Source organism: Streptomyces sp. NPDC002104, assembly GCF_053593795.1.
Genome location: NZ_JBSFDF010000035.1, coordinates 73,553 through 91,617 on the forward strand (window position 1 = coordinate 73,553; position 18,065 = coordinate 91,617).

The window sequence follows — 18,065 nt, forward strand, 5'->3', positions numbered from 1 at the left end:
CGGCCCGGCTCAGGACAGCGAGAGCGTGAGCGTCGCCGCGTAGTTCCCGCCGGGCACGACCGCCGGGACGTGGAGCTTCAGCCCGGCGGAGGCGTCGAAGACGCCGCCGACCACGCTGCCGCCCGCCTGAACCTCGCAGAGGCCGGCCGGGGTGGCTCCGAGGGCACCGGACGCTCCCGCGCGCGGTGTGCCGATCGCGTCGGCGTGCGCCGAGCAGGACGGGGTCCAGCTCACGGCACCGGCCGGGATCACGGCCGTGCCGCCGCCGGCGGCGGTGAAGTCGCTGAGCGTGCCGGTCAGCGACCAGCCGGCGGTGCCACCCCTGGCGTCCGACACCTGGATCGGGTTGAGGGCGCCGGGGACGTCGTGGCTCGAACCGTCCAGTTGGACGGTCCCGAAGTTCACTTCCCCGCCGGCCTGGCTCATCGAGAGCGGGCCGGGGGTGACGGAGAAGGTGAACTTCTGCGTGCCGGTGCTGCCTCCGCCCGGTTCGCCGCCGGTGGTGACGGTGAAGGGGACCTTGGTGTCGGTGCCCTCCACGCCGCCCTCGTCGGTGTGGATGAAGGCGATGGCCGGGTCACTGATGGTGAACTCGGTGGTGAACGTGCCGTCGGTGGTCGTGCTCGGATAGACCGCCGTGTCGTCGAGCGTGTTGCCCGCGGCATCCAGCGCGACCACGTTGAGCTGCTGGTCCTGGTGGTAGTTCTTGCCCGACACCGTGATGACCGTGCCCACCGGCCCCCGGTCCGGGTAGGCCCTCAGCTCGTACGGGCCGGCGGGGACGTACGCCTTCACCTGCAGCGGAGCCCTCGCCTGCTTCGTACCGTCGCTCACCTGGACGGAGTACGAACCATCGGCGATCGTCCAGGAGTCGGCGAGGGTGATGCTGCCGCCGAGTGCGCCCGTGGCGTCGATGCTCAGCGAACCGCCGGTCAGCTTCGTCGCGTCGCATCCACCGCCGCCCGCGTCGCACAGGGTCGGGGTCGCGGTGGCGCCCGGGGTCCACCCGGCGCCCGACAGGGTCACGGAGGTGCTCGGCTTCACGGGACCGGCCGGGGCCGAGACCGTCGCCTCCGCGCCGCCGCCGCCCTGCGCGGTGACCGTGGCGACCACGCCGCCGCCGCTGACGACCTCGCAGGGGGTGTTGTAGTTGCCGCCGAAGACCACGGTGGCCGTGTTCATCTTGACGGGGGTGAACTGGATCGGCCCGGAGGCGCTCGCCGGGACGAAGAAGTCGCCCTCGTAGGGCGGGATTACGATCGGGGCGGGCGCCGCCGGGACGTCCACCGGAACCGTGGGCCCCTGCACGGTCACCTTGCCCGTGGCCCCGCCCGACATCACGAGATCGATCGAGGGGGTGGACGGTACGTCGTCGAGCTTGAACGGGCTGGTCGCCGGGCCGGCCCCGAGAGTGACCTTGGCGTGCACCTTGCCGCCGGGCTGCACCGTGGCCGGAGTGAGCTCGACGGTGATGTCCTGGGGGCCGGAGGGATCGCCCTGGCCGGCGGGCAGGACGCAGTGCACGGTGGGGTGGATCGTTCCCGCCTGCGCCGTGGGCGCCAGCACTGCCCCCGCCAGAGCGAGGGCGGTGGTCGCACCCCCCGCCAACAGCGCTGATCTCCGGGCCACCGGACTTCGCTGGAAGAACACCTGATCTCCTCATTCCCGATTAGGAGTTCCGGCCTGCTCGCGGATGAGCCAGCCGGCGGTCCGAGCGGCCGGCTGCGAGCGGTTTACCTGTCGGCCATTTCCGCATCCATCACACGGAATGCCTACGGTGTGCCGAAATGGACAAGGAAATGCCCGGGAAGTGGAAGCGTGACTCTGTAACGCCCACTCCCCTTTTGATACAGCCCACCCGGGCAGCTGTCCGACCTGATCACAACGCATACGGTCCGGGGTGGCCGATGCGCGCCGGGCCACTCGGAGCGACAGCGTTGCGCAGTGCGGCAGAGAAGGGAATAGCCAAGTTGACGGTACGTCAGGTGGAATGTACGCAGCCGCCCGCAACGTCAACCGGGAGCGGGGAGACACACGCGCTTTACACCGCCGACTCGCCTCCGTAATCAAAAAGAATTTCATGAAACCGCTTGACTGCCACCCGAAAGCGCGGCTTCACTGCAATTCGGGATACTGGATCCAGCCACACCGGGGCACCGTCAAGCCGGGCGCCTGCGAGCCCCCGGACGCCGTTCTCCCGGGAATTCCCGTCACCAAGCGGCACGCTTCCGCTCCGGCGCGCCCGCGTTCCTGCGACACCCCTCATGTCCGCCAGGTCCTCGAAAGGAGCACCACCATGTCCCGTCTCAAGATCGCCGCCGTCGCAACGGTCGGCGCGGCCGCCTTAGCGGCTTCGGTCGCCCTGTCGACCAGCGCCTACGCCGTCGCCCCGGCCACCACGACCGCCACCTTCAACTGCGCCACCTGGGGAAGCGGCAGCGTGACCCTCACCGCCACCGACTCGGGCGGCGTCAAGAAGCTCAAGCTCGCGTCGACCGCGATCAAGGTGCCCGCGGGCACGGCCCCGATCGGGGCCAACACCATCGCGACCGTCATCAAGGTCACGAAGAACGGCGTCGCCGGAACCACGCAGTTCTCCGGCACCATCAACCCGCCCATGGTCGCGGGCGGTTCCGTCACCGTCGGCCCGCTCCCACTCACCACGGGCACCCTGGTCGCGGGCAACACGACCAACCTCGCGCCGCTGGCCGGGGCTCCCGGCGCGGCCAACTTCACCGTCTCGATCACCCCGCCGGGCGTTCCGAGCATCTACTGCACCGCGACCAGCGCGCAGGCTTCGAACTTCACCTGGTAGCGCCGGTCCTCGCCTGAGGGCGCACGGCCGGCCGCAAGGGCCGGAGGGTGGCGGGCCGGAACCTCGACCCGCCACCCGCTTCCGTGTCCCGGCGCCCCGCGCCTCCCCGCCTCGCCCGGGCTCGCCGGAACCCGGCGGACGCCCCGCCGGATTCCCTCCGGGCGCCGCCGCGCACACTGACGGGGTGAACACCGCCGCCGACCCCCGGGTCATCGTCGCCCTCGACTTCGACGACCGCCGCGCCGCCGAGGCCGTCGTGGCGCGCCTCGGTGGCGCCTGCGGCTTCTACAAGGTCGGGCTGGAGCTGCTGACCGCCGCCGGACCGGACCTCGTGCGCGGGCTCGTCGATCAGGGCCACGAGGTCTTCCTCGACCTGAAGCTCTTCGAGATCCCGAACTCCGTGGCCGGCGCCGTCCGCGCCGCGGGCGCCCTGGGCGCGTCCGTGGTGACCGTGCACTCGATGGGCGGTACGGGCATCATGGCGGCCGCCGTGGAAGCGGCGCGGGAGTTCCCCGGGCTACGGGTGCTCGCGCTGACGGTGGTCACGAGCATGACCGGGAGCGACCTCGCCGCCATCGGGATCGGCGCGGGCACCGACGAGCAGGTGCTGCGGCTGGCCCGGCTGGCGGCGCGGGCCGGATGCGACGGGGTCGTCGGATCGCCCCGGGAGGCCGGGCCGCTGCGGGAGCTGCTGGGACCGGACCGGCTGATCGTCACGCCGGGCGTGACGCTGCCGGGAGTGACGCTGCCGGGCGGGGAGCCGGGTGCGGGGACGGGCGGGGAGCCGGTTGGGGGGACGGATGCGGGGACGGGCGGGCATGCGCGCGCCGGCACCCCGTGGGCGGCCTTCGCGGCCGGGGCCTCGCACGTCGTGGTGGGGCGGTCGGTGACCCGGGCCGCGGACCCGGTGGGGGCGCTGCGCCGGATCGGGGCGGGGCTGCCCGGGTAGCTGCCTGCCCCGGTCGCTCCTGCGGGTGACGGGGATATCCACAAGCTGGGGACGGTCCACAGGTCCGGGCGGGATCCGGCGGGACGGCGGATCGTGTGGGGTGTCCGGGCACTGGGTCCGGGCTTCGGATCCCCGTCTGGTGGTGGCCTTCATGACCGCGAACTCCCGCGTCCCCTCGGTGTCCTCCCTCTCCGCACCCCACGTCCACACCCCGGTGCGCCCCTCCCCCGTCCCCCTGCATCCCTCCTCCGCCTCCTCCGCCGCGTGTCCCCCCGCGCGCTCCGTTCCCCTCTTCGCCCCGCTCCGTGTGGGGCGGGCCGGGGACCGGCTGCGCAGGGCCGTGCGGCGCCGGCGGCGCGGGGCCGCGGCCGGGCTGGCCGTCGTGGCGGCCGTGCTGGCGGTGGGCGGCACCGAGGCGCGGGCCTCGCGCGGGTCCTCCCCACCCGCGGCGCAGCCGCCACCGGCGGCGGTACGGCTCGTGTCGGCTCCGGTGCGCATCGCGGACGCGGCCACGGTGCGGCTGCTGCGGCCCGGGGACCGGGTGGACGTGGTCGCCGCGGAGCGCGGCGGGCCGCCCCGGGTGGTGGCGGCGGGGGCCCGGGTCACCGAAGTGCCCGCGCCGGAGCAGGGTGTGGGGGACGGCGGGGCACTGGTGGTGCTGTCCGTGCCCCGGGACACCGCGCGGGCCCTCGTGGGGGCGGGGACCGTGTCCCGGCTGGCGGTGACGTTGTGTTGAATCGTACGAAGGTGCGGTCAAGTCACCGTGGGGTGAGGGTCGATTGGACACGGCTCACCCAAACTGCCGTAGCTTTCGGAACCGTTGGCTCCATGTTCGGCAGATACGAAGAAGGGCTCAGTGGTGAGCGAGAAGAAGAAGGTGAGCGTGCTGGCGGGCTTCAAGGCCTTCCTGATGCGCGGCAACGTGGTCGACCTGGCGGTGGCCGTGGTCATCGGCGCCGCGTTCACGAACATCGTGAACTCGGTCGTGAAGGGCTTGATCAGCCCGGTGATCGGCCTCGTCGGCACCCAGAGTCTGGACGCCTACAAGAGCTGCATCAAGGACCCCTGCGGAGTCGGCGCGGACGGCAAGCCGACGGGCGTGGAGCTCCTGTGGGGCTCGGTGCTCAACGCGGCGCTGACCTTCCTGATCACCGCGGCGGTCGTGTACTTCCTCATGGTGCTGCCGATGTCGAAGTACCTCGCCCGGCAGGAGGCGCGCCGCAAGGCGAAGGAAGGCGTCCAGGAGACCATCGAGATCACCGAGCTCGAGGTCCTCAAGGAGATCCGCGACACCCTGGTGGCCCAGCGCGGCGCGAACAGCGGGAACGGTGGGAACGGCGGGGCCCAGCCCGGCCCGTACGGCGACCCCGGGCCCCGGCTCTAGCCGGGACCTTCGCTCAGACGTGGTGCGGAGGCTTCTCGTCGAGGAAGCGGGCCAGGTCGGCCGCGCTTCCGCCGGCGGGCGGCCGTTCGCCCCAGCCGCGGTCGGTGTCGTCCGAGGACTGCTGGTCCAGCGGGTCGCCGAAGTCCAGTCGCGGCTTCGGCCGGGCCTTCGGCCGGGAATCCGGGCCGGTCTTCGGGGACTGCGGGTCGGTGGCGGGGGCGTCGCTCATGCCTCCAGGGTACGGCCGCCCCCGCCACCGGCCCCGCTCAGCTCGGGGCCTCGGCGCCCTTGCGGGCGTAGAACCAGTAGCAGACCACCAGGCATGTGGCGTAGAAGCCGATGAAGATCCACAGTGCGTTGGTGACGGCCATGGCCGCGAACATCGCGGGGATGAAGAAGAACCCGTAGGCCGCGATGGCCGAGGAGAAGCCGGTGACGGCGCCCGACTCCATCTCCGACTGCTTGAGCGCCGCGGCCTGCGCCTCGGGACCCTTGCCCTCGGCCTGCTTCATGTGGCTGTCCCGGAAGATCACCGGGATCTGCCGGAAGGTCGAGCCGTTGCCCAGGCCGGAGAAGGCGAAGGCCACCAGGAAGCCGATGTAGAAGGGCCAGAAGTCGCCCTCCTGGCCACCGGACGGCAGCGCGAAGATCACCACGACGAGGGCCGCCGCCATGCCGATGAAGGACAGGATGGTGACCCTGGCTCCGCCGATCTTGTCCGAGAGCCAGCCACCGCCCCAGCGCGTGAGGGCCCCGATGAACGGGCCGATCCAGGCGTAGGTGGTGGCCTGGTAGCCCTGCCCCTCGAAGTTGTTCTTGATCAGCAGCGGCAGGGCGGCCGCGAAGCCGATGAAGGAGCCGAAGGTGCCGACGTAGAGCCAGGTCATCAGCCAGTTGTGCTTGCGCTTGAAGATGATCTTCTGCTGGCTGAAGGGGGCCGCGGCCACCTTCAGGTCGTTCATCAGGAACCAGGCGGCCAGCGCCATGATGACCAGCAGCGGCACCCAGAGGAAGGCGCCGTTCTGCAGCCAGACGTCGGTGTTCTTCTTCGCGTCGTGCTGGGGTCCGCCGGCCGGGGCGCCCAGGACGGCCGCGGTGACCACCAGTGGGGCGACCAGCTGGACCACGCTCACGCCGAGGTTGCCGAGGCCGCCGTTGAGGCCGTTGGCACTGCCCTTCTCCCTCTTGGGGAAGAAGAAGCCGATGTTCGCCATCGAGGAGGCGAAGTTGGCGCCGCCGATGCCGCAGACGGCCGCGATCAGCGCCAGCTCCCAGTAGGGGGTGCCGGTGTCCTGGAGCGCGAAGCCCAGCCACAGCATCGGTGCGATCAGGATGATCGTGCTGAAGGCGGTGAACTTCCGCTCGCCGAACATCGGCCCGATGAAGGTGTACAGGATCCGGAAGGTGCCGCCGGTGATGCCGGGGATGGCGGTCAGCCAGAACAGCTGCGACTTCGAGAAGCCGAAGCCGACGTCGTTCAGCCTGACCACGGTCACCGACCAGACTTGCCAGACCACGAAGCCGAGCATCAGGGCCGGGATCGAGACCCACAGGTTGCGCTGGGCGACCCGGTGGCCCTTGGAGTTCCAGAAGCCCTCGTCCTCGGGCCGCCAGTCGGCGATGGTGGCCCCGGGCTTGTAGCTCTCGGCACGGTGGCTGCGGGGTGCCGACGAGGTCGGCGTGGGCATCGACATGGTCATCGGTCCTTCGGGTCGAGGAGCCACAGTCCGATCACGACGAGGAAGGACAGGATCAGGAATCCCGCCCCCCACCAGGCCGTGCCGGTGTTTCCCTTCATCCACTCGTTGACGGTCACGGTGAGCGCCCAGAGCTGGCCGATCACGACGGTCAGGGCCAGGGCGAGGCGCGCGTTGAGGCGGGAGGAGCGCTCGGGCTCCTGCTCGGTGCCGGCTCCGGGTCCCGGACCCGTGTGCCGGATCCGGGGGTCCCCGTACCCGCTGGTGGAGCGGATCTGCGGATACCGTTCGCGCACCGGCCGGTTGAGCCGCGGCTGGGCACTGCCCGGGTGGTACTCCGGGCGCGGTGGCAGCGGGGGCGGGGGCGGGGGCGGCAGCGGGGGCGGCGCCGGGGTCTCGCTCATGTGGGCCTCCTCTCGGTGGTGCCCGCCCGGGCCGCGCCGGGGCAGCCCAGGCGGGCGGACTCCGCCGGGTGGGAGTCGCCGAACTGCCGGCAGAGCGCGTCCTTGGCCTGCTCCCCCGACCGGGCGGTGGCGACGGCCCAGACGCTGCCGTCGGCCTGCTCGGTCAGGTAGATCTTCGGCAGCGGGCGCGGCGGCGGACCGGCCGTCACCTCGCCGGTGCGGGCGTCGAAGACACCCTCGTGGCAGGGGCAGTACAGCTCCCCGTCGGGGCCCCGGTCCTCGCGCCACAGCACCCCGCAGGCCAGGTGGGTGCAGACGGCGGAGTAGCCCACGAGGGAGCCGTCCCCGAGGCGCACGGCCAGGGCCCGGTCGTCCTCGCCGGGGAACCGGAAGGCCACGGACTGGCCGGGGGGCAGCAGGTCGGCGACCTTCTTCGGGGCGGGCAGGCCCTCGTTGTCGCCGTGCCGGTGCAGGATGCCGGCGGCGACGCCGACACCGCCGATGGCCAGGCCTCCGGAGACGGTGGCGACGATCCGCAGGTAGTCACGGCGGGTGGTGAGGGAGTCGGCGCTGATCCGGTCGCGCAGCTGCGCGACCGCGGCGTCGGCGGCCGCTCCGTCGTCCGCGGGCCCGTCGCCCCGGTGCCCTGGGTGCGGAGGGGGCTGTTCGGTGACGCTCATCGGACGTCCCTTCCGTTGATCTCGACGACGGGCAGGCCGCCGGGGACGGGCCACTGGACCTTGTCGGCAGGGACGACCATGGCCACGCCGGTCTGGACGACGACGTCGCCGAAGACGAAGGAGTCGGCCACCTGGACCCCGGGGCGTTCCGCCTGGAGCTCTTCGAGGGTTCCGTAGAAGAGGGCCCCGGTCGGGCAGACGGTCGCGCACATCGGGGCGAGGCCGTAGGCGGTGCGGTCGTAGCAGAGGTTGCACTTCATCTGCAGCTTCGCCTGGAGGTCGATCTTCGGGATGCCGAAGGGGCAGGCGTTGACGCAGTTGGAGCAGCCGATGCAGCGGGTGGTGTCGGCCTGCTGGACCACCCCGTCGGCGGTCACCAGGATCGCGTCGGCGGGACAGACCTCGGCGCAGGGTGCGACCGGGTCCTCGCAGTGCATGCAGACGCTGGGAAGGGAGGCGACGGACATGCCGGGTTCGGTGTAGTCCAGGTGGATCATCGACTTCCCGCGGTGCGAATCGCACTCGCGGCAGGCCGAGACGCACGCCTGGCAGCCGATGCAGCGACCCGGGTCGATGAAGATCGTGCGGCCCATCATGGCGGGTCAGCTCCTCTCCGCCGTGCCACGGCCCTGGGGGGACGTGGGCGGCAGGGGGTCGGTGCGGGAGACCTGGGTCTCCGGATAGGCCTCGTGACCCGGCGCGGTGGGCGGGGCGGGCACCTCGTCGACCCGCTCGGCGGCCTCGATCCGGGCGGCGCAGACCTTGTACTCGGGGATCTTCGAGCGGGGGTCGAGGGCGTCGATGGTCAGGGCGTTCGCGGACGTCGGAACGGGCCAGTGGTACGGGATGAAGACGGTGTCGGGGCGGATCGCCTCGGTGACCAGGGCCGGGAACACCTCGCTGCCGCGACGGGTGACCACCCGGACCGGGTCGCCGTTGCGGAAGCCGTGCGAGGGATGGACCTCCACCCAGGGGCGGGGGGTCTGCTCGACGAGGGCGCCGAGGCGCCGGGTCTGGTTGCCGGAGAGGAAGTGCGCGACGGTGCGGCCGGTGGTGAGGGAGAGGGGGTACTCCTCGGTGTAGGCGTCCATGGGCGGATGCCATTCCACGACCTGCAGGTGGATCTTGCCGTCGGGGTGGTAGGTCCGGCCGTCCTCGAAGAGCCGGGGGGTGCCCGGGTGCTCGGTGGAGGGGCAGGGCCAGGCGATCCCGCCGGTCTCGTCGAGGCGGTCGTAGGTGATGCCGTAGTAGTCGTTGACCGTGCCGGCGGAGGCGACGCGCAGTTCCTCGAACACCTCGCGGGAGCCGGGGAACTCGAAGTGCTTCCCGGCTCCGAGCCGTCTGGCGAGCTCGCAGATGACCCAGGTGTCGGTGCGCACCCCGGCGGGGGGTTCCTGGGCCTTGTTGTGCTTGACCACGCGGGCCTCGGCGTTGGCCATCACGCCCTCGTCCTCGGCCCAGGTGGTGACGGGGAAGACCACGTGGGCGTTGGCCGCGGTCTCGGAGAGGAAGAAGTCGAACTGGGCGTGGAACTCGGCGGTGTCGTAGCCGTCCTTGACCACCGCGTAGTTGGGGAGGGAGACGAAGGGGTTGTTGCAGATGCCGATGAGGCCGCGGATCTCCTTGCGCTGCATCTGCCAGACCATCTCCATCATGGAGGTGCCGGCGGTGGGGAGCTCGGACTCCTCGATGCCCCAGATCTGGCAGATCTGCCTGCGGTGCTCCGGGTTGGTGATGGAGCGGCCGCCGGGCAGCAGGTCGGACTTCTGGCCGTGCTCGCGGCCGCCCTGGCCGTTGCCCTGACCGGTGATGGTGCCGTAGCCGGCGCCGGGCTTGCCGATGTGTCCGGTGGCCACGCACAGGTTGATCACGGACAGGCAGTTCTCGACGCCCTGGGAGTGGTGCTCGATGCCGCGGGCGTGCCAGGCCATGGCCCTGTCCGCGCCGGCGAAGACCCGCGCCACCTGGACGATCTGCGAGGCGGGCACCCCGCAGATCTCCGCGGAGCGGGAGGGAGGGTATGCGGCGACGGTCTTCTTGACTTCTTCCCAGCTGGTGGTGTGCGCGGCGATGTAGGCCTCGTCGGTGAGGCCCTCGGCGATGACCACGTTCAGTACGGCGTTGAAGAAGGCCGAGTCGGTGCCCGGCTTGAGCGCGACGTGGATGTCGGCGGTGCGGGCGATGGCCGTCTCGCGCGGGTCGATCACGATCAGCGAGGCGCCGCGGTCCCGAGCGCCCCACAGGTACTGGGTCATCACGGGGAAGCACTCCCCCACGTTCGACCCGGCGATGAGCAGGCAGTCGGAGAGGAGGATGTCGGAGAAGGGGTTGCCGGCCCGGTCGATGCCGAAGGCGAGCTTGTTGGCTCCGGCGGCGCTGACCATGCACAGGCGGCCGTTGTAGTCGACGTGCTTGGTCTTCAGCGCGACCCGGGCGAACTTGCCGACCAGGTAGGTCTTCTCGGAGAACAGGCTGGCTCCGCCGAGCAGCCCGAAGGCGTCGTTGCCGTGGGCCTCCTGGATGCGCCGGATCTCCGAGACGGTGAAGTCCAGCGCCTCGTCCCAGGAGCACTCCTTGAACTCCTCGTCCCGGGAGCGCCGCATCAGCGGAGCGGTCAGCCGGTCGGGGTGGTTGACCTGCTGGTAGGCGTTGATGCCCTTGGGGCACAGCCGCATCCGGTTGATGTCGTGGTTGCGGGGCTCCACGCCGAAGACCTTGCCGCCCTTGTCCACGCGCAGGTACATCCCGCACTGCACCCCGCAGAAGCAGCAGTGGGTGGGGACCAGGGTTTCGCCGTTCTGGTCGGCGTGCCACTGGTCGGCGGGGATGCCTCCGGCGTCGCGGAAGTTGCGGGTGCCGGGCGGGGCGATGGACGGGTCGATGGAGACGGGCACGGGTGCGGGCCGGGCCGCGGCCCTGTCCGGGTCGGTCGCGGTCACTTGAAGCCCTTCTTGACGTGGGTCAGGTAGGCGTTGCCGCGCAGGACCCGCTTGCAGCGCGGGCAGTACTCGGCCCAGGCGTCGAAGTCGAGCTTCAGGTCCTTCATCGTGCCGCGCAGGTTCTCCACGTAGGGCGCGGTGTCGATGGGCTCCGCGCAGCGCTTGCAGAGGAAGACCTGGTCGTCCTGGCGGGCCGTGTACTTGAAGAGCTGCATGCCGACGGCGGCCGGGCGCTGGACGATGTGGAAGAACTTCCCGAACGGGATGTAGATGAGGGTGAACACCACCGACACCATGTGCAGGATCGCGAGGAACTCGTATCCGCCGCCGTGCAGGAAGATCGAGGAGAAGGTCAGCAGCAGGCCCGTCACCGAGATGACGATCAGGCAGATCAGCGGCAGCAGGTCGTAGGCGAAGCGCTGGCCCGTCATGGCGCCGCGGTCCTTCATACGCCGGTACAGGAAGTACGAGGCGCCGGGGATGACGAGGACGGCGGCGATGTCCAGGCCGTGGAACATCAGCCAGCCCAGGAAGCTGAGCGCGTTGAATCCGAGGACCTTGACGCCCCAGATCCGCATGTCGTAGCCGGGGCCCGCGCCGCTGTCCGCGGTGAAGGTGAACCAGCCCCAGGTCAGCGGGAAGGTGATGGCCGCGGCGAGGAGACAGCCCCAGAACATCAGCTGGTGGGCGATCCAGCGGGGGCGCGAGCGGGCGCCGAGGAACTTCTGGAAGCCGAGGTAGGTGGCGATCATCTTCGGCAGGGCGGTGGGCGCCTTGCGGAAGTTCTCCGCCGACCAGAAGCTGCCGATGCCCTTCTTGAACAGGCGCCGCGCGCCGGGGGCCGAGACCCACACGGTGTACCGGTAGGCCACGCCGAAGGCCAGGAACACCGTGGCGACCGCGTACGGCAGCAGGGCCGAGTCGAAGTCCCGGAGCAGCCGGCTGCCGAGCACGATCGCGAGGATGAGCAGGAGCGAGACGACGGTGCCGGCCAGAGTGGCCCGTGCGGTGACGGACCTCTCGGCCGGCGGCGGGGTCTCGGGCGCCGGTGGGGGCGGCGCGGCGTCGATGACATCTGAGGGCTCGGACACAGCACCACGCTAGGTGGTATGTACCGATTCGGCCCGTTATGCGGAGCTTACGGGTGCGCCGTTCGAGTGAGGGTGCGAGGGGACCCGCGGAGGGTCCGCACCACTCAGACCGCGTTCAGCCCCTGCTCCGCGAAGATCGCCTTCGCCTCGGCGACCTGTGCGGCGGTCGGCGACGGCGTGTCGTGGAGGGTGAACTTCATGTCGAGCGCCTCCCACTTGCTCTCGCCCAGCTTGTGGAAGGGCAGGACGTCGACCCGCGAGATGTTGTCGAGGCCGCCGGCGAAGGCGGCGACTCCCTCGATGTTCTCCCGGGCGTCGGTCAGCCCCGGCACCAGCACGAACCGCAGGTGCACCTCCTTGCCGAGGCCGGCGAGGCGGCGGGCGAACTCCAGGGTCGGCTCCAGCGGGCGGCCGGTCACCTTCTTGTACGTGTCCCGGTCCCAGGACTTGATGTCGAGCAGGACCAGGTCCACATCGCGCAGCAGCGCGTCGGTGGCGCGGGCGCCGAGGAAGCCGGAGGTGTCGAGCGCGGTGTGCAGCCCGAGGTCGTTCTTCATCCGGTGCAGCAGTTCGCCCGCGAAGACGGGCTGGAGCAGCGGTTCGCCGCCGGAGATGGTGGCGCCGCCCCCGGAGGCGGAGATGAACTTGGTGTACTTGCGGGCCTCGGCGATGACGTCGTCGGCCGAGGTGCGCTTGCCGTTGCGCATCCGCATGGTGTCGGGGTTGTGGCAGTACAGGCAGGTCAGCGGGCAGCCGGACAGGAAGGTCACGAACCGGGTCCCGGGGCCGTCGACCCCGGTGGACAGGTCCCAGGAGTGCACCGTGCCCTCGCTCGGCCGCTGCGTCGCGGCGGCGGCCGGCGTCTGGCCGGCGCTGAGCTGGCCGGCGCTGAGCTGGCCGGGGCCCACGCTGATCGCGTTGGCGTGGCCGACGGGGAGGCTCGTACCGAAGAGGACGGTCATGGCAGGTGCTCCAGCTTCCAGATTCCGTGGACTGATCTGGTGACGCGCGGTCCCGGGGCCGGGCGAGGGCCGGCCCCGGGCCGCGCGTGCTCGTGGGTCTCCCTGAGGGATCAGAGAGAGCCGTGGAAGGTGCGGTTCAGCACGTCGAGCTGCTGAGCGCGCGTGAGGCGGACGAAGTTCACCGCGTACCCGCTGACGCGGATGGTCAGCTGCGGGTAGTTCTCCGGGTGCTCCATGGCGTCCATGAGCGTGTCGCGGTTGAGCACGTTCACGTTCATGTGGAAGCCGTCGACCGCCATGTAGCCGTCGAGGACGCCCGCCAGGTTCTTGATCCGCTCCTCGGGGGTGCGGCCCAGGCCGTCGGGGGTGACGGTGTTGGTCAGCGAGATGCCGTCCTCGGCGTCCTCGTAGGGGAGCTTGGCGACCGACAGCGCCGAGGTGACGTAGCCGTGGGTGTCGCGGCCGTTCATCGGGTTGGCGCCCGGGGAGAACGGCTCGCCGGCGCGGCGTCCGTCCGGCGTGTTGCCGGTCTTCTTGCCGTAGACCACGTTCGAGGTGATGGTCAGCACCGACTGGGTGTGCTCGGCACCGCGGTACGTCGGGTGCTTGCGGATCTTCTTCATGAACTCCTCGACCAGCCAGACGGCGATCGAGTCGACACGGTCGTCGTTGTTGCCGTAGGCCGGGTAGTCGCCCTCGATGGTGTAGTCGGTGGCGAGGCCGGTCTCGTCGCGCACGGCGGTGACCTTGGCGTACTTGATGGCGGCCAGCGAGTCGGCGGCGACCGAGAGGCCGGCGATGCCGCAGGCCATGGTGCGGCGCACGTCGCGGTCGTGGAGCGCCATCTCGATGCGCTCGTAGGCGTACTTGTCGTGCATGTAGTGGATGACGTTCAGGGCGTGGACGTAGGTGTCGGCGAGCCATTCCATCTGCTCGTCGAACTTCGCCATGACCTCGTCGTAGTCCAGCACCTCGGAGGTGAGGGCGCCGGTGGACGGGCCGACCTGGGCGCCGGACTTCTCGTCGCGGCCGCCGTTGATCGCGTAGAGCAGGGTCTTGGCGACGTTCACGCGGGCGCCGAAGTACTGCATCTGCTTGCCGACCGGCATGGCCGAGACGCAGCAGGCGATGGCGGTGTCGTCGCCGAAGCGCGGGCGCATCAGCTCGTCGGACTCGTACTGCACCGAGGAGGTGTCGATGGAGACCCGGGCGCAGAACTCCTTGAAGCCCTGGGGCAGCTGGGGGGACCAGAAGACGGTCATGTTCGGCTCGGGGGCCGGGCCCAGGTTGTACAGGGTGTGGAGGTAGCGGAACGAGGTCTTGGTGACCAGCGGACGGCCGTCCTCGCCCATGCCGGCGATCGACTCGGTGACCCAGGTGGGGTCGCCGGAGAAGAGCTCGTCGTACTCCGGGGTGCGCAGGAAGCGCACGATGCGGAGCTTGATGATGAAGTCGTCGACCAGCTCCTGGGCCTGCTCCTCGGTGAGGATGCCGGCCTCGATGTCGCGCTGGAGGTAGACGTCGATGAAGGTGGAGGTGCGGCCGAGCGACATGGCCGCGCCGTTCTGCTCCTTCACGGCGGCCAGGTACGCGAAGTACAGCCACTGGATGGCCTCGCGGCCGGTGGTGGCCGGGCCGGAGATGTCGTAGCCGTAGGAGGCGGCCATCGCCTTGAGCTCGGCGAGGGCGCGGATCTGCTCGGAGAGCTCCTCGCGCAGGCGGATCGTCTCCTCCAGCGAGCGGTTGCCCGCGGGGAGGGAGTTGATCTCCTCCTTCTCCTCCTTCTTGACGGCGATGAGGCGGTCGATGCCGTACAGCGACACGCGGCGGTAGTCGCCGATGATGCGGCCGCGGCCGTACGCGTCCGGCAGGCCGGTCACGATGCCGGCCTTGCGGGCGGCGCGGATGTCGGGGGTGTACGCGTCGAAGACACCGGCGTTGTGGGTCTTGCGGTACTCCGTGAAGACCTTCTCCAGGTCGTCGGAGACCGGGTAGCCGTAGGTCTCCAGCGCGCCGGCGACCATGCGCCAGCCGCCGTAGGGCATGATCGCGCGCTTGAGCGGGGCGTCCGTCTGGAGGCCGACGATCAGGTCCTTGTCGCGGTCGATGTAGCCGGGGGCGTGCGCGGTGATCGACGACGGGATGTCGTACGCGACGTCGTAGACGCCCTTCTCGCGCTCCTCCGGGAACTTGTCCGTGATGGCCTTCCACACGGCGGTGGTGCGCTCGGTGGGACCGGCGAGGAAGGTGTCGTCGCCCTCGTACGGCGTGTAGTTCTGCTGGATGAAGTCGCGGACGTCGATGGCGTCGCGCCACAGACCGCCCTTGAAGCCGTTCCAGGCTTCGCCGTTCTTCGTGGTTTCCGCAGGGGTGGCAGTCATCGCCCGCACCTTCCGATCGCCTCATTGCTTGCATCCATTGCACGCCTTTTGATCGATCATTTGGCGCCGCGTTGGTCCTGAGCTGGGGCCCGAAAGTCCCCTGATCCCCAGACACAAGGGTCTCCCAGGACCGCTGACCTGGCACTTTGAGCAGGTCAAAGGTCCCTCGTGCGCTTGTGAAAACTTTCACAAGATTCTGCGGAAGGGGCGCCCGCCGCCTGGTCGGAGACCGGGCGGCGGGCGCGGAAGCGGAGGCGGAGCGTCAGAAGGGGCGGTAGTACTTCAGCGCCGAGGTGGTGCCGAGCTGCTTGCGGTTGGCGAAGCCGCCGGTGCCGGTGCCCGCGTTGAGCCAGGCGCGGCCCGTCGTGTCGCGGGAGACGAGGTCGGCCTTGCCGTCGCCGGTCAGATCGCCCGCGCCGACGACGTCCGCGTAGGTGCCGCCCCAGTCCTTGAAGACGAGCGTGCGCGGCTTGAAGACGCCGGAGGCCTTCCCGGTGCCGTCGTAGCGCCAGAGCGCGCCGGAGCCGTCGAGGGCCAGGATGTCGGCCTTGCCGTCACCGTTGAGGTCGCCCGTACCGATCAGCTTCTTGTACGTGTTCCAGCCGCCGCCGACCTTGACGCGGGGGGCGAAGCCGCCGTTGCCGTCGTTCGCGTACAGGTACAGGTACCCGCTGGCGGAGGACCGGGCGAGCAGGTCGGCCTTGCCGTCGCCGGTGAGGTCGCCGGTCGAGACGAGGCTGTCGTACAGCTTCCAGTCCGAGGAGATCTTCTTGTACGCGGATCCCTCCGAGGGCAGCCCGCCGCAGACCGGGGTGTACATCCGGACCTCACCGGTGGCGAGGCGGACGACCATGTCGTTGCAGCGGTCCCCGTCCAGGTCGCCGAACGGCAGGAACTGCGTGGGCTGCGCCTTCGGCGGCACGGCCCAGTCGACCCGCAGTCCCTGCACCAGACCGGTGGCGCCGACGGAGTAGGTCTTGGTGGCGCTCGCATAGGCGTCGGTGCTGTTGGCGAGCAGTTCGGGCTTGCCGTCGTCGTCGTAGTCCCGCCACGCGGGCAGCGGGCGGGCGGCGGCCGTCGTCGCGGTGAAGGTCCGGTAGGCGGTCCCGCCGTCGACGGTCGACCGCGTGCTCCACAGCGCGACGGGCCGGCCGCGGTCGTCGGCTGCCACCGCCGTCGCCGGCGAGACGCCCGTGCCGACGACCTTCGGCGCCGACCAGCTGCCGCCCGCGTAGGTGGAGGTCTTCACGTCGGCGACTCCCGTGCCGCCCGGCCGTGCCTCGGCCCAGGTGACGACGACCGAGCCGTTCCCGGCCTGCGTGGCGCGCAGCGAGCCCTTCAGGGGGCCGGCCAACCGGGCCGGGAGCCGCTGCGGGACCGTCCACTTCCCGGTGGTCGCCGACCGCAGCAGGTAGCCGGACGTGCCGATCACCATCAGGTCGCCGTTCGGCAGCGCCGTCATCTGCGTGCTGGACGTCGCGCCCAGGCCGCCCGCGGCCTCGACCGGACTCCAGGCCGTGGCGCCCGCCGGCTTGTGGGCGTAGTGCGCGTACGTGAACCAGTGGAAGCCGCCCTTGGGGTGCTCGGCGAGCACGAGGCCCTGCGGCCGTTCGCCGAGCTGCGGCAGGTCGGCGGGCTGCGACCAGGAGGCGGAGCCGGCGGCCCGCTCCAGCACCTTGTAGTGCCACTTCCAGGCGGTCGGGTCCGGGTCGACGCCGTCGCCGTCGTACTGGGAGTTGCCGCCCCAGATCACCATCGCGGCGCCGTCCTTCGCGACAGCGAGCCGCAGGTCCGTCAGGTGGTAGTCGTAGTCGTTGTCCGGGCGGTGGATGGGCTCCGGCAGCTGGTCGAGCACGGCCGGGGCGGACCAGGCGGCGCCCGCTGCCGGACGCTCGGAGACGGTCAGCCTCCGGTCGCCGTCCATCCAGGCGGCGGCGAGCCGTCCGGAGGCGTTGGCCGCGAGGACCACGCCGTGGGCCGCCTGGACCGTGGCGATGGTCTCCGGCTCCGAGAAGGCCGTGGCGCCGGGCAGGAGCCGGGCGTAACGGATCACCAGGGCCGTGCCGTCAGCCGTCTTCTCGGTCCACTGCGTCGCGACGGAGCCGTCCCCGAGGGTGGTGAGCGCGGTACCGGCCACCGGCACGGCGGGCAGCCACTTCGTGCCGCCCGCCGGGCGTACGGAGGCCACGGTCCGGTAACCCTCGGCGACGGGCTGGGCCAGGGTGGCCACGACGGTGCCGTCCTTGGCCGATTTCATCTCCAGGACCGCTCCCGCGATCCCGGGGAGCTCCGCGGCCGCCCCCCACCGGCCCAGCGGCGCGGGCGACGCGGCGGGCGCGGCCGGAGCCATCGCCGGCGCGGGATCGGGATCGGCCGCCACCGGCGCGGCGAAGGCCGGCGCGGCGAGCGCCAGCGAGAGTACGGGTGTCAGCGCGAGGCCGAAGCGCATGCGGGCATGACGAACGTGCAGAACCATGCTGAGAGCCCCCCCGGGCTTAAGGATCATCGTGAATGAGCCAGCTGCCGCAGCGTATATGAGCCTCCGGCGCCGACGAAGCCCGCGGGGACGGGGCCCGGGCACGGGAAAGCCCGGGTGGGGTGCGGGGACGCCGCTCGCGCAGCGCCCCGTACCCCGCCCGGGCCGGCCGTCCAGAGGCGACGGCCTAGCTGTGTTGTCCGGGCAGGTTGGTGACGCGGCTGGCGGGTGTTTGGCTTTGGATGCCGGTGTGGGGTCGGTGGTAGTTGTACCAGTCGATCCAGTCG

Annotated in this window: 16 protein-coding genes; 4 read left to right on the forward strand and 12 right to left on the reverse strand. The window is 71.0% G+C overall.

Features of this window, described 5'->3' with window-relative positions; translation table 11 throughout:
• Positions 1-9 precede the first annotated feature (9 nt).
• A complete protein-coding gene (locus tag ACWCP2_RS26250) occupies positions 10-1,566 on the reverse strand; it encodes a hypothetical protein (RefSeq protein ID WP_450911034.1) in 1,557 nt (518 codons plus the stop codon).
• Positions 1,567-2,296: 730 nt separating this feature from the next.
• Here ACWCP2_RS26250 and ACWCP2_RS26255 point away from each other — a divergent pair.
• The 4 genes from ACWCP2_RS26255 to mscL all read left to right on the forward strand — a co-directional run bounded on the left by ACWCP2_RS26255 (position 2,297) and on the right by mscL (position 5,148).
• Positions 2,297-2,815: a hypothetical protein gene (locus ACWCP2_RS26255; protein ID WP_450911035.1), complete on the forward strand. Its 519-nt coding sequence runs from the start codon at positions 2,297-2,299 to the stop codon at positions 2,813-2,815.
• Positions 2,816-2,999: 184 nt separating this feature from the next.
• Positions 3,000-3,764: an orotidine-5'-phosphate decarboxylase gene (gene pyrF, locus ACWCP2_RS26260; protein ID WP_450911036.1), complete on the forward strand. Its 765-nt coding sequence runs from the start codon at positions 3,000-3,002 to the stop codon at positions 3,762-3,764.
• A gap of 151 nt (positions 3,765-3,915) precedes the next feature.
• The gene (locus ACWCP2_RS26265) at positions 3,916-4,500 is read left to right on the forward strand and encodes a hypothetical protein (protein ID WP_450911037.1); all 585 of its coding nucleotides are present in this window, start codon (positions 3,916-3,918) and stop codon (positions 4,498-4,500) included.
• Between the two features lie 120 nt (positions 4,501-4,620).
• Positions 4,621-5,148: a large conductance mechanosensitive channel protein MscL gene (mscL, locus tag ACWCP2_RS26270; protein WP_450911038.1), complete on the forward strand. Its 528-nt coding sequence runs from the start codon at positions 4,621-4,623 to the stop codon at positions 5,146-5,148.
• A gap of 13 nt (positions 5,149-5,161) precedes the next feature.
• Here the strand turns inward: mscL and ACWCP2_RS26275 are convergent, their stop codons facing one another.
• The 11 genes from ACWCP2_RS26275 to ACWCP2_RS26325 all read right to left on the reverse strand — a co-directional run.
• A complete protein-coding gene (locus tag ACWCP2_RS26275; protein WP_450911039.1) occupies positions 5,162-5,377 on the reverse strand; it encodes a hypothetical protein in 216 nt (71 codons plus the stop codon).
• Positions 5,378-5,414: 37 nt separating this feature from the next.
• Positions 5,415-6,842, reverse strand: coding sequence for a NarK family nitrate/nitrite MFS transporter (locus ACWCP2_RS26280; protein WP_450911040.1), 1,428 nt, complete (start codon positions 6,840-6,842; stop codon positions 5,415-5,417).
• A gap of 2 nt (positions 6,843-6,844) precedes the next feature.
• Positions 6,845-7,249: a hypothetical protein gene (locus ACWCP2_RS26285; protein ID WP_450911041.1), complete on the reverse strand. Its 405-nt coding sequence runs from the start codon at positions 7,247-7,249 to the stop codon at positions 6,845-6,847.
• Positions 7,246-7,929 carry a QcrA and Rieske domain-containing protein gene (locus ACWCP2_RS26290; protein WP_450911042.1) on the reverse strand — a complete coding sequence of 228 codons (684 nt, stop codon included), beginning with the start codon at positions 7,927-7,929 and terminating at the stop codon, positions 7,246-7,248. Before ACWCP2_RS26290 ends, ACWCP2_RS26285 begins: the two co-directional genes overlap by 4 nt.
• Complete coding sequence (locus ACWCP2_RS26295; RefSeq protein WP_243335392.1) at positions 7,926-8,525, reverse strand: 4Fe-4S dicluster domain-containing protein; 600 nt, start codon at positions 8,523-8,525, stop codon at positions 7,926-7,928. The genes ACWCP2_RS26290 and ACWCP2_RS26295 overlap by 4 nt, the downstream gene beginning before the upstream one ends.
• A gap of 6 nt (positions 8,526-8,531) precedes the next feature.
• Positions 8,532-10,868: a molybdopterin oxidoreductase family protein gene (locus ACWCP2_RS26300; protein ID WP_450911043.1), complete on the reverse strand. Its 2,337-nt coding sequence runs from the start codon at positions 10,866-10,868 to the stop codon at positions 8,532-8,534.
• Positions 10,865-11,959: an MFS transporter gene (locus ACWCP2_RS26305; protein ID WP_450911044.1), complete on the reverse strand. Its 1,095-nt coding sequence runs from the start codon at positions 11,957-11,959 to the stop codon at positions 10,865-10,867. Before ACWCP2_RS26305 ends, ACWCP2_RS26300 begins: the two co-directional genes overlap by 4 nt.
• Positions 11,960-12,063: 104 nt before the next feature.
• Positions 12,064-12,921, reverse strand: coding sequence for a pyruvate formate-lyase-activating protein (gene pflA / locus ACWCP2_RS26310; RefSeq protein WP_450911045.1), 858 nt, complete (start codon positions 12,919-12,921; stop codon positions 12,064-12,066).
• A gap of 110 nt (positions 12,922-13,031) precedes the next feature.
• Positions 13,032-15,302, reverse strand: a complete 2,271-nt coding sequence (gene pflB, locus ACWCP2_RS26315) for a formate C-acetyltransferase (protein ID WP_450911046.1) — start codon at positions 15,300-15,302, stop codon at positions 13,032-13,034.
• A gap of 262 nt (positions 15,303-15,564) precedes the next feature.
• On the reverse strand, positions 15,565-17,751 hold the full coding sequence (locus tag ACWCP2_RS26320) for an FG-GAP repeat domain-containing protein (RefSeq protein ID WP_450911047.1): 2,187 nt from the start codon (positions 17,749-17,751) through the stop codon (positions 15,565-15,567).
• 214 nt (positions 17,752-17,965) lie between these two features.
• Positions 17,966-18,065 (reverse strand): integrase core domain-containing protein (locus tag ACWCP2_RS26325; RefSeq protein ID WP_450911056.1); only part of this gene is annotated, 100 nt, incomplete at its 5' end.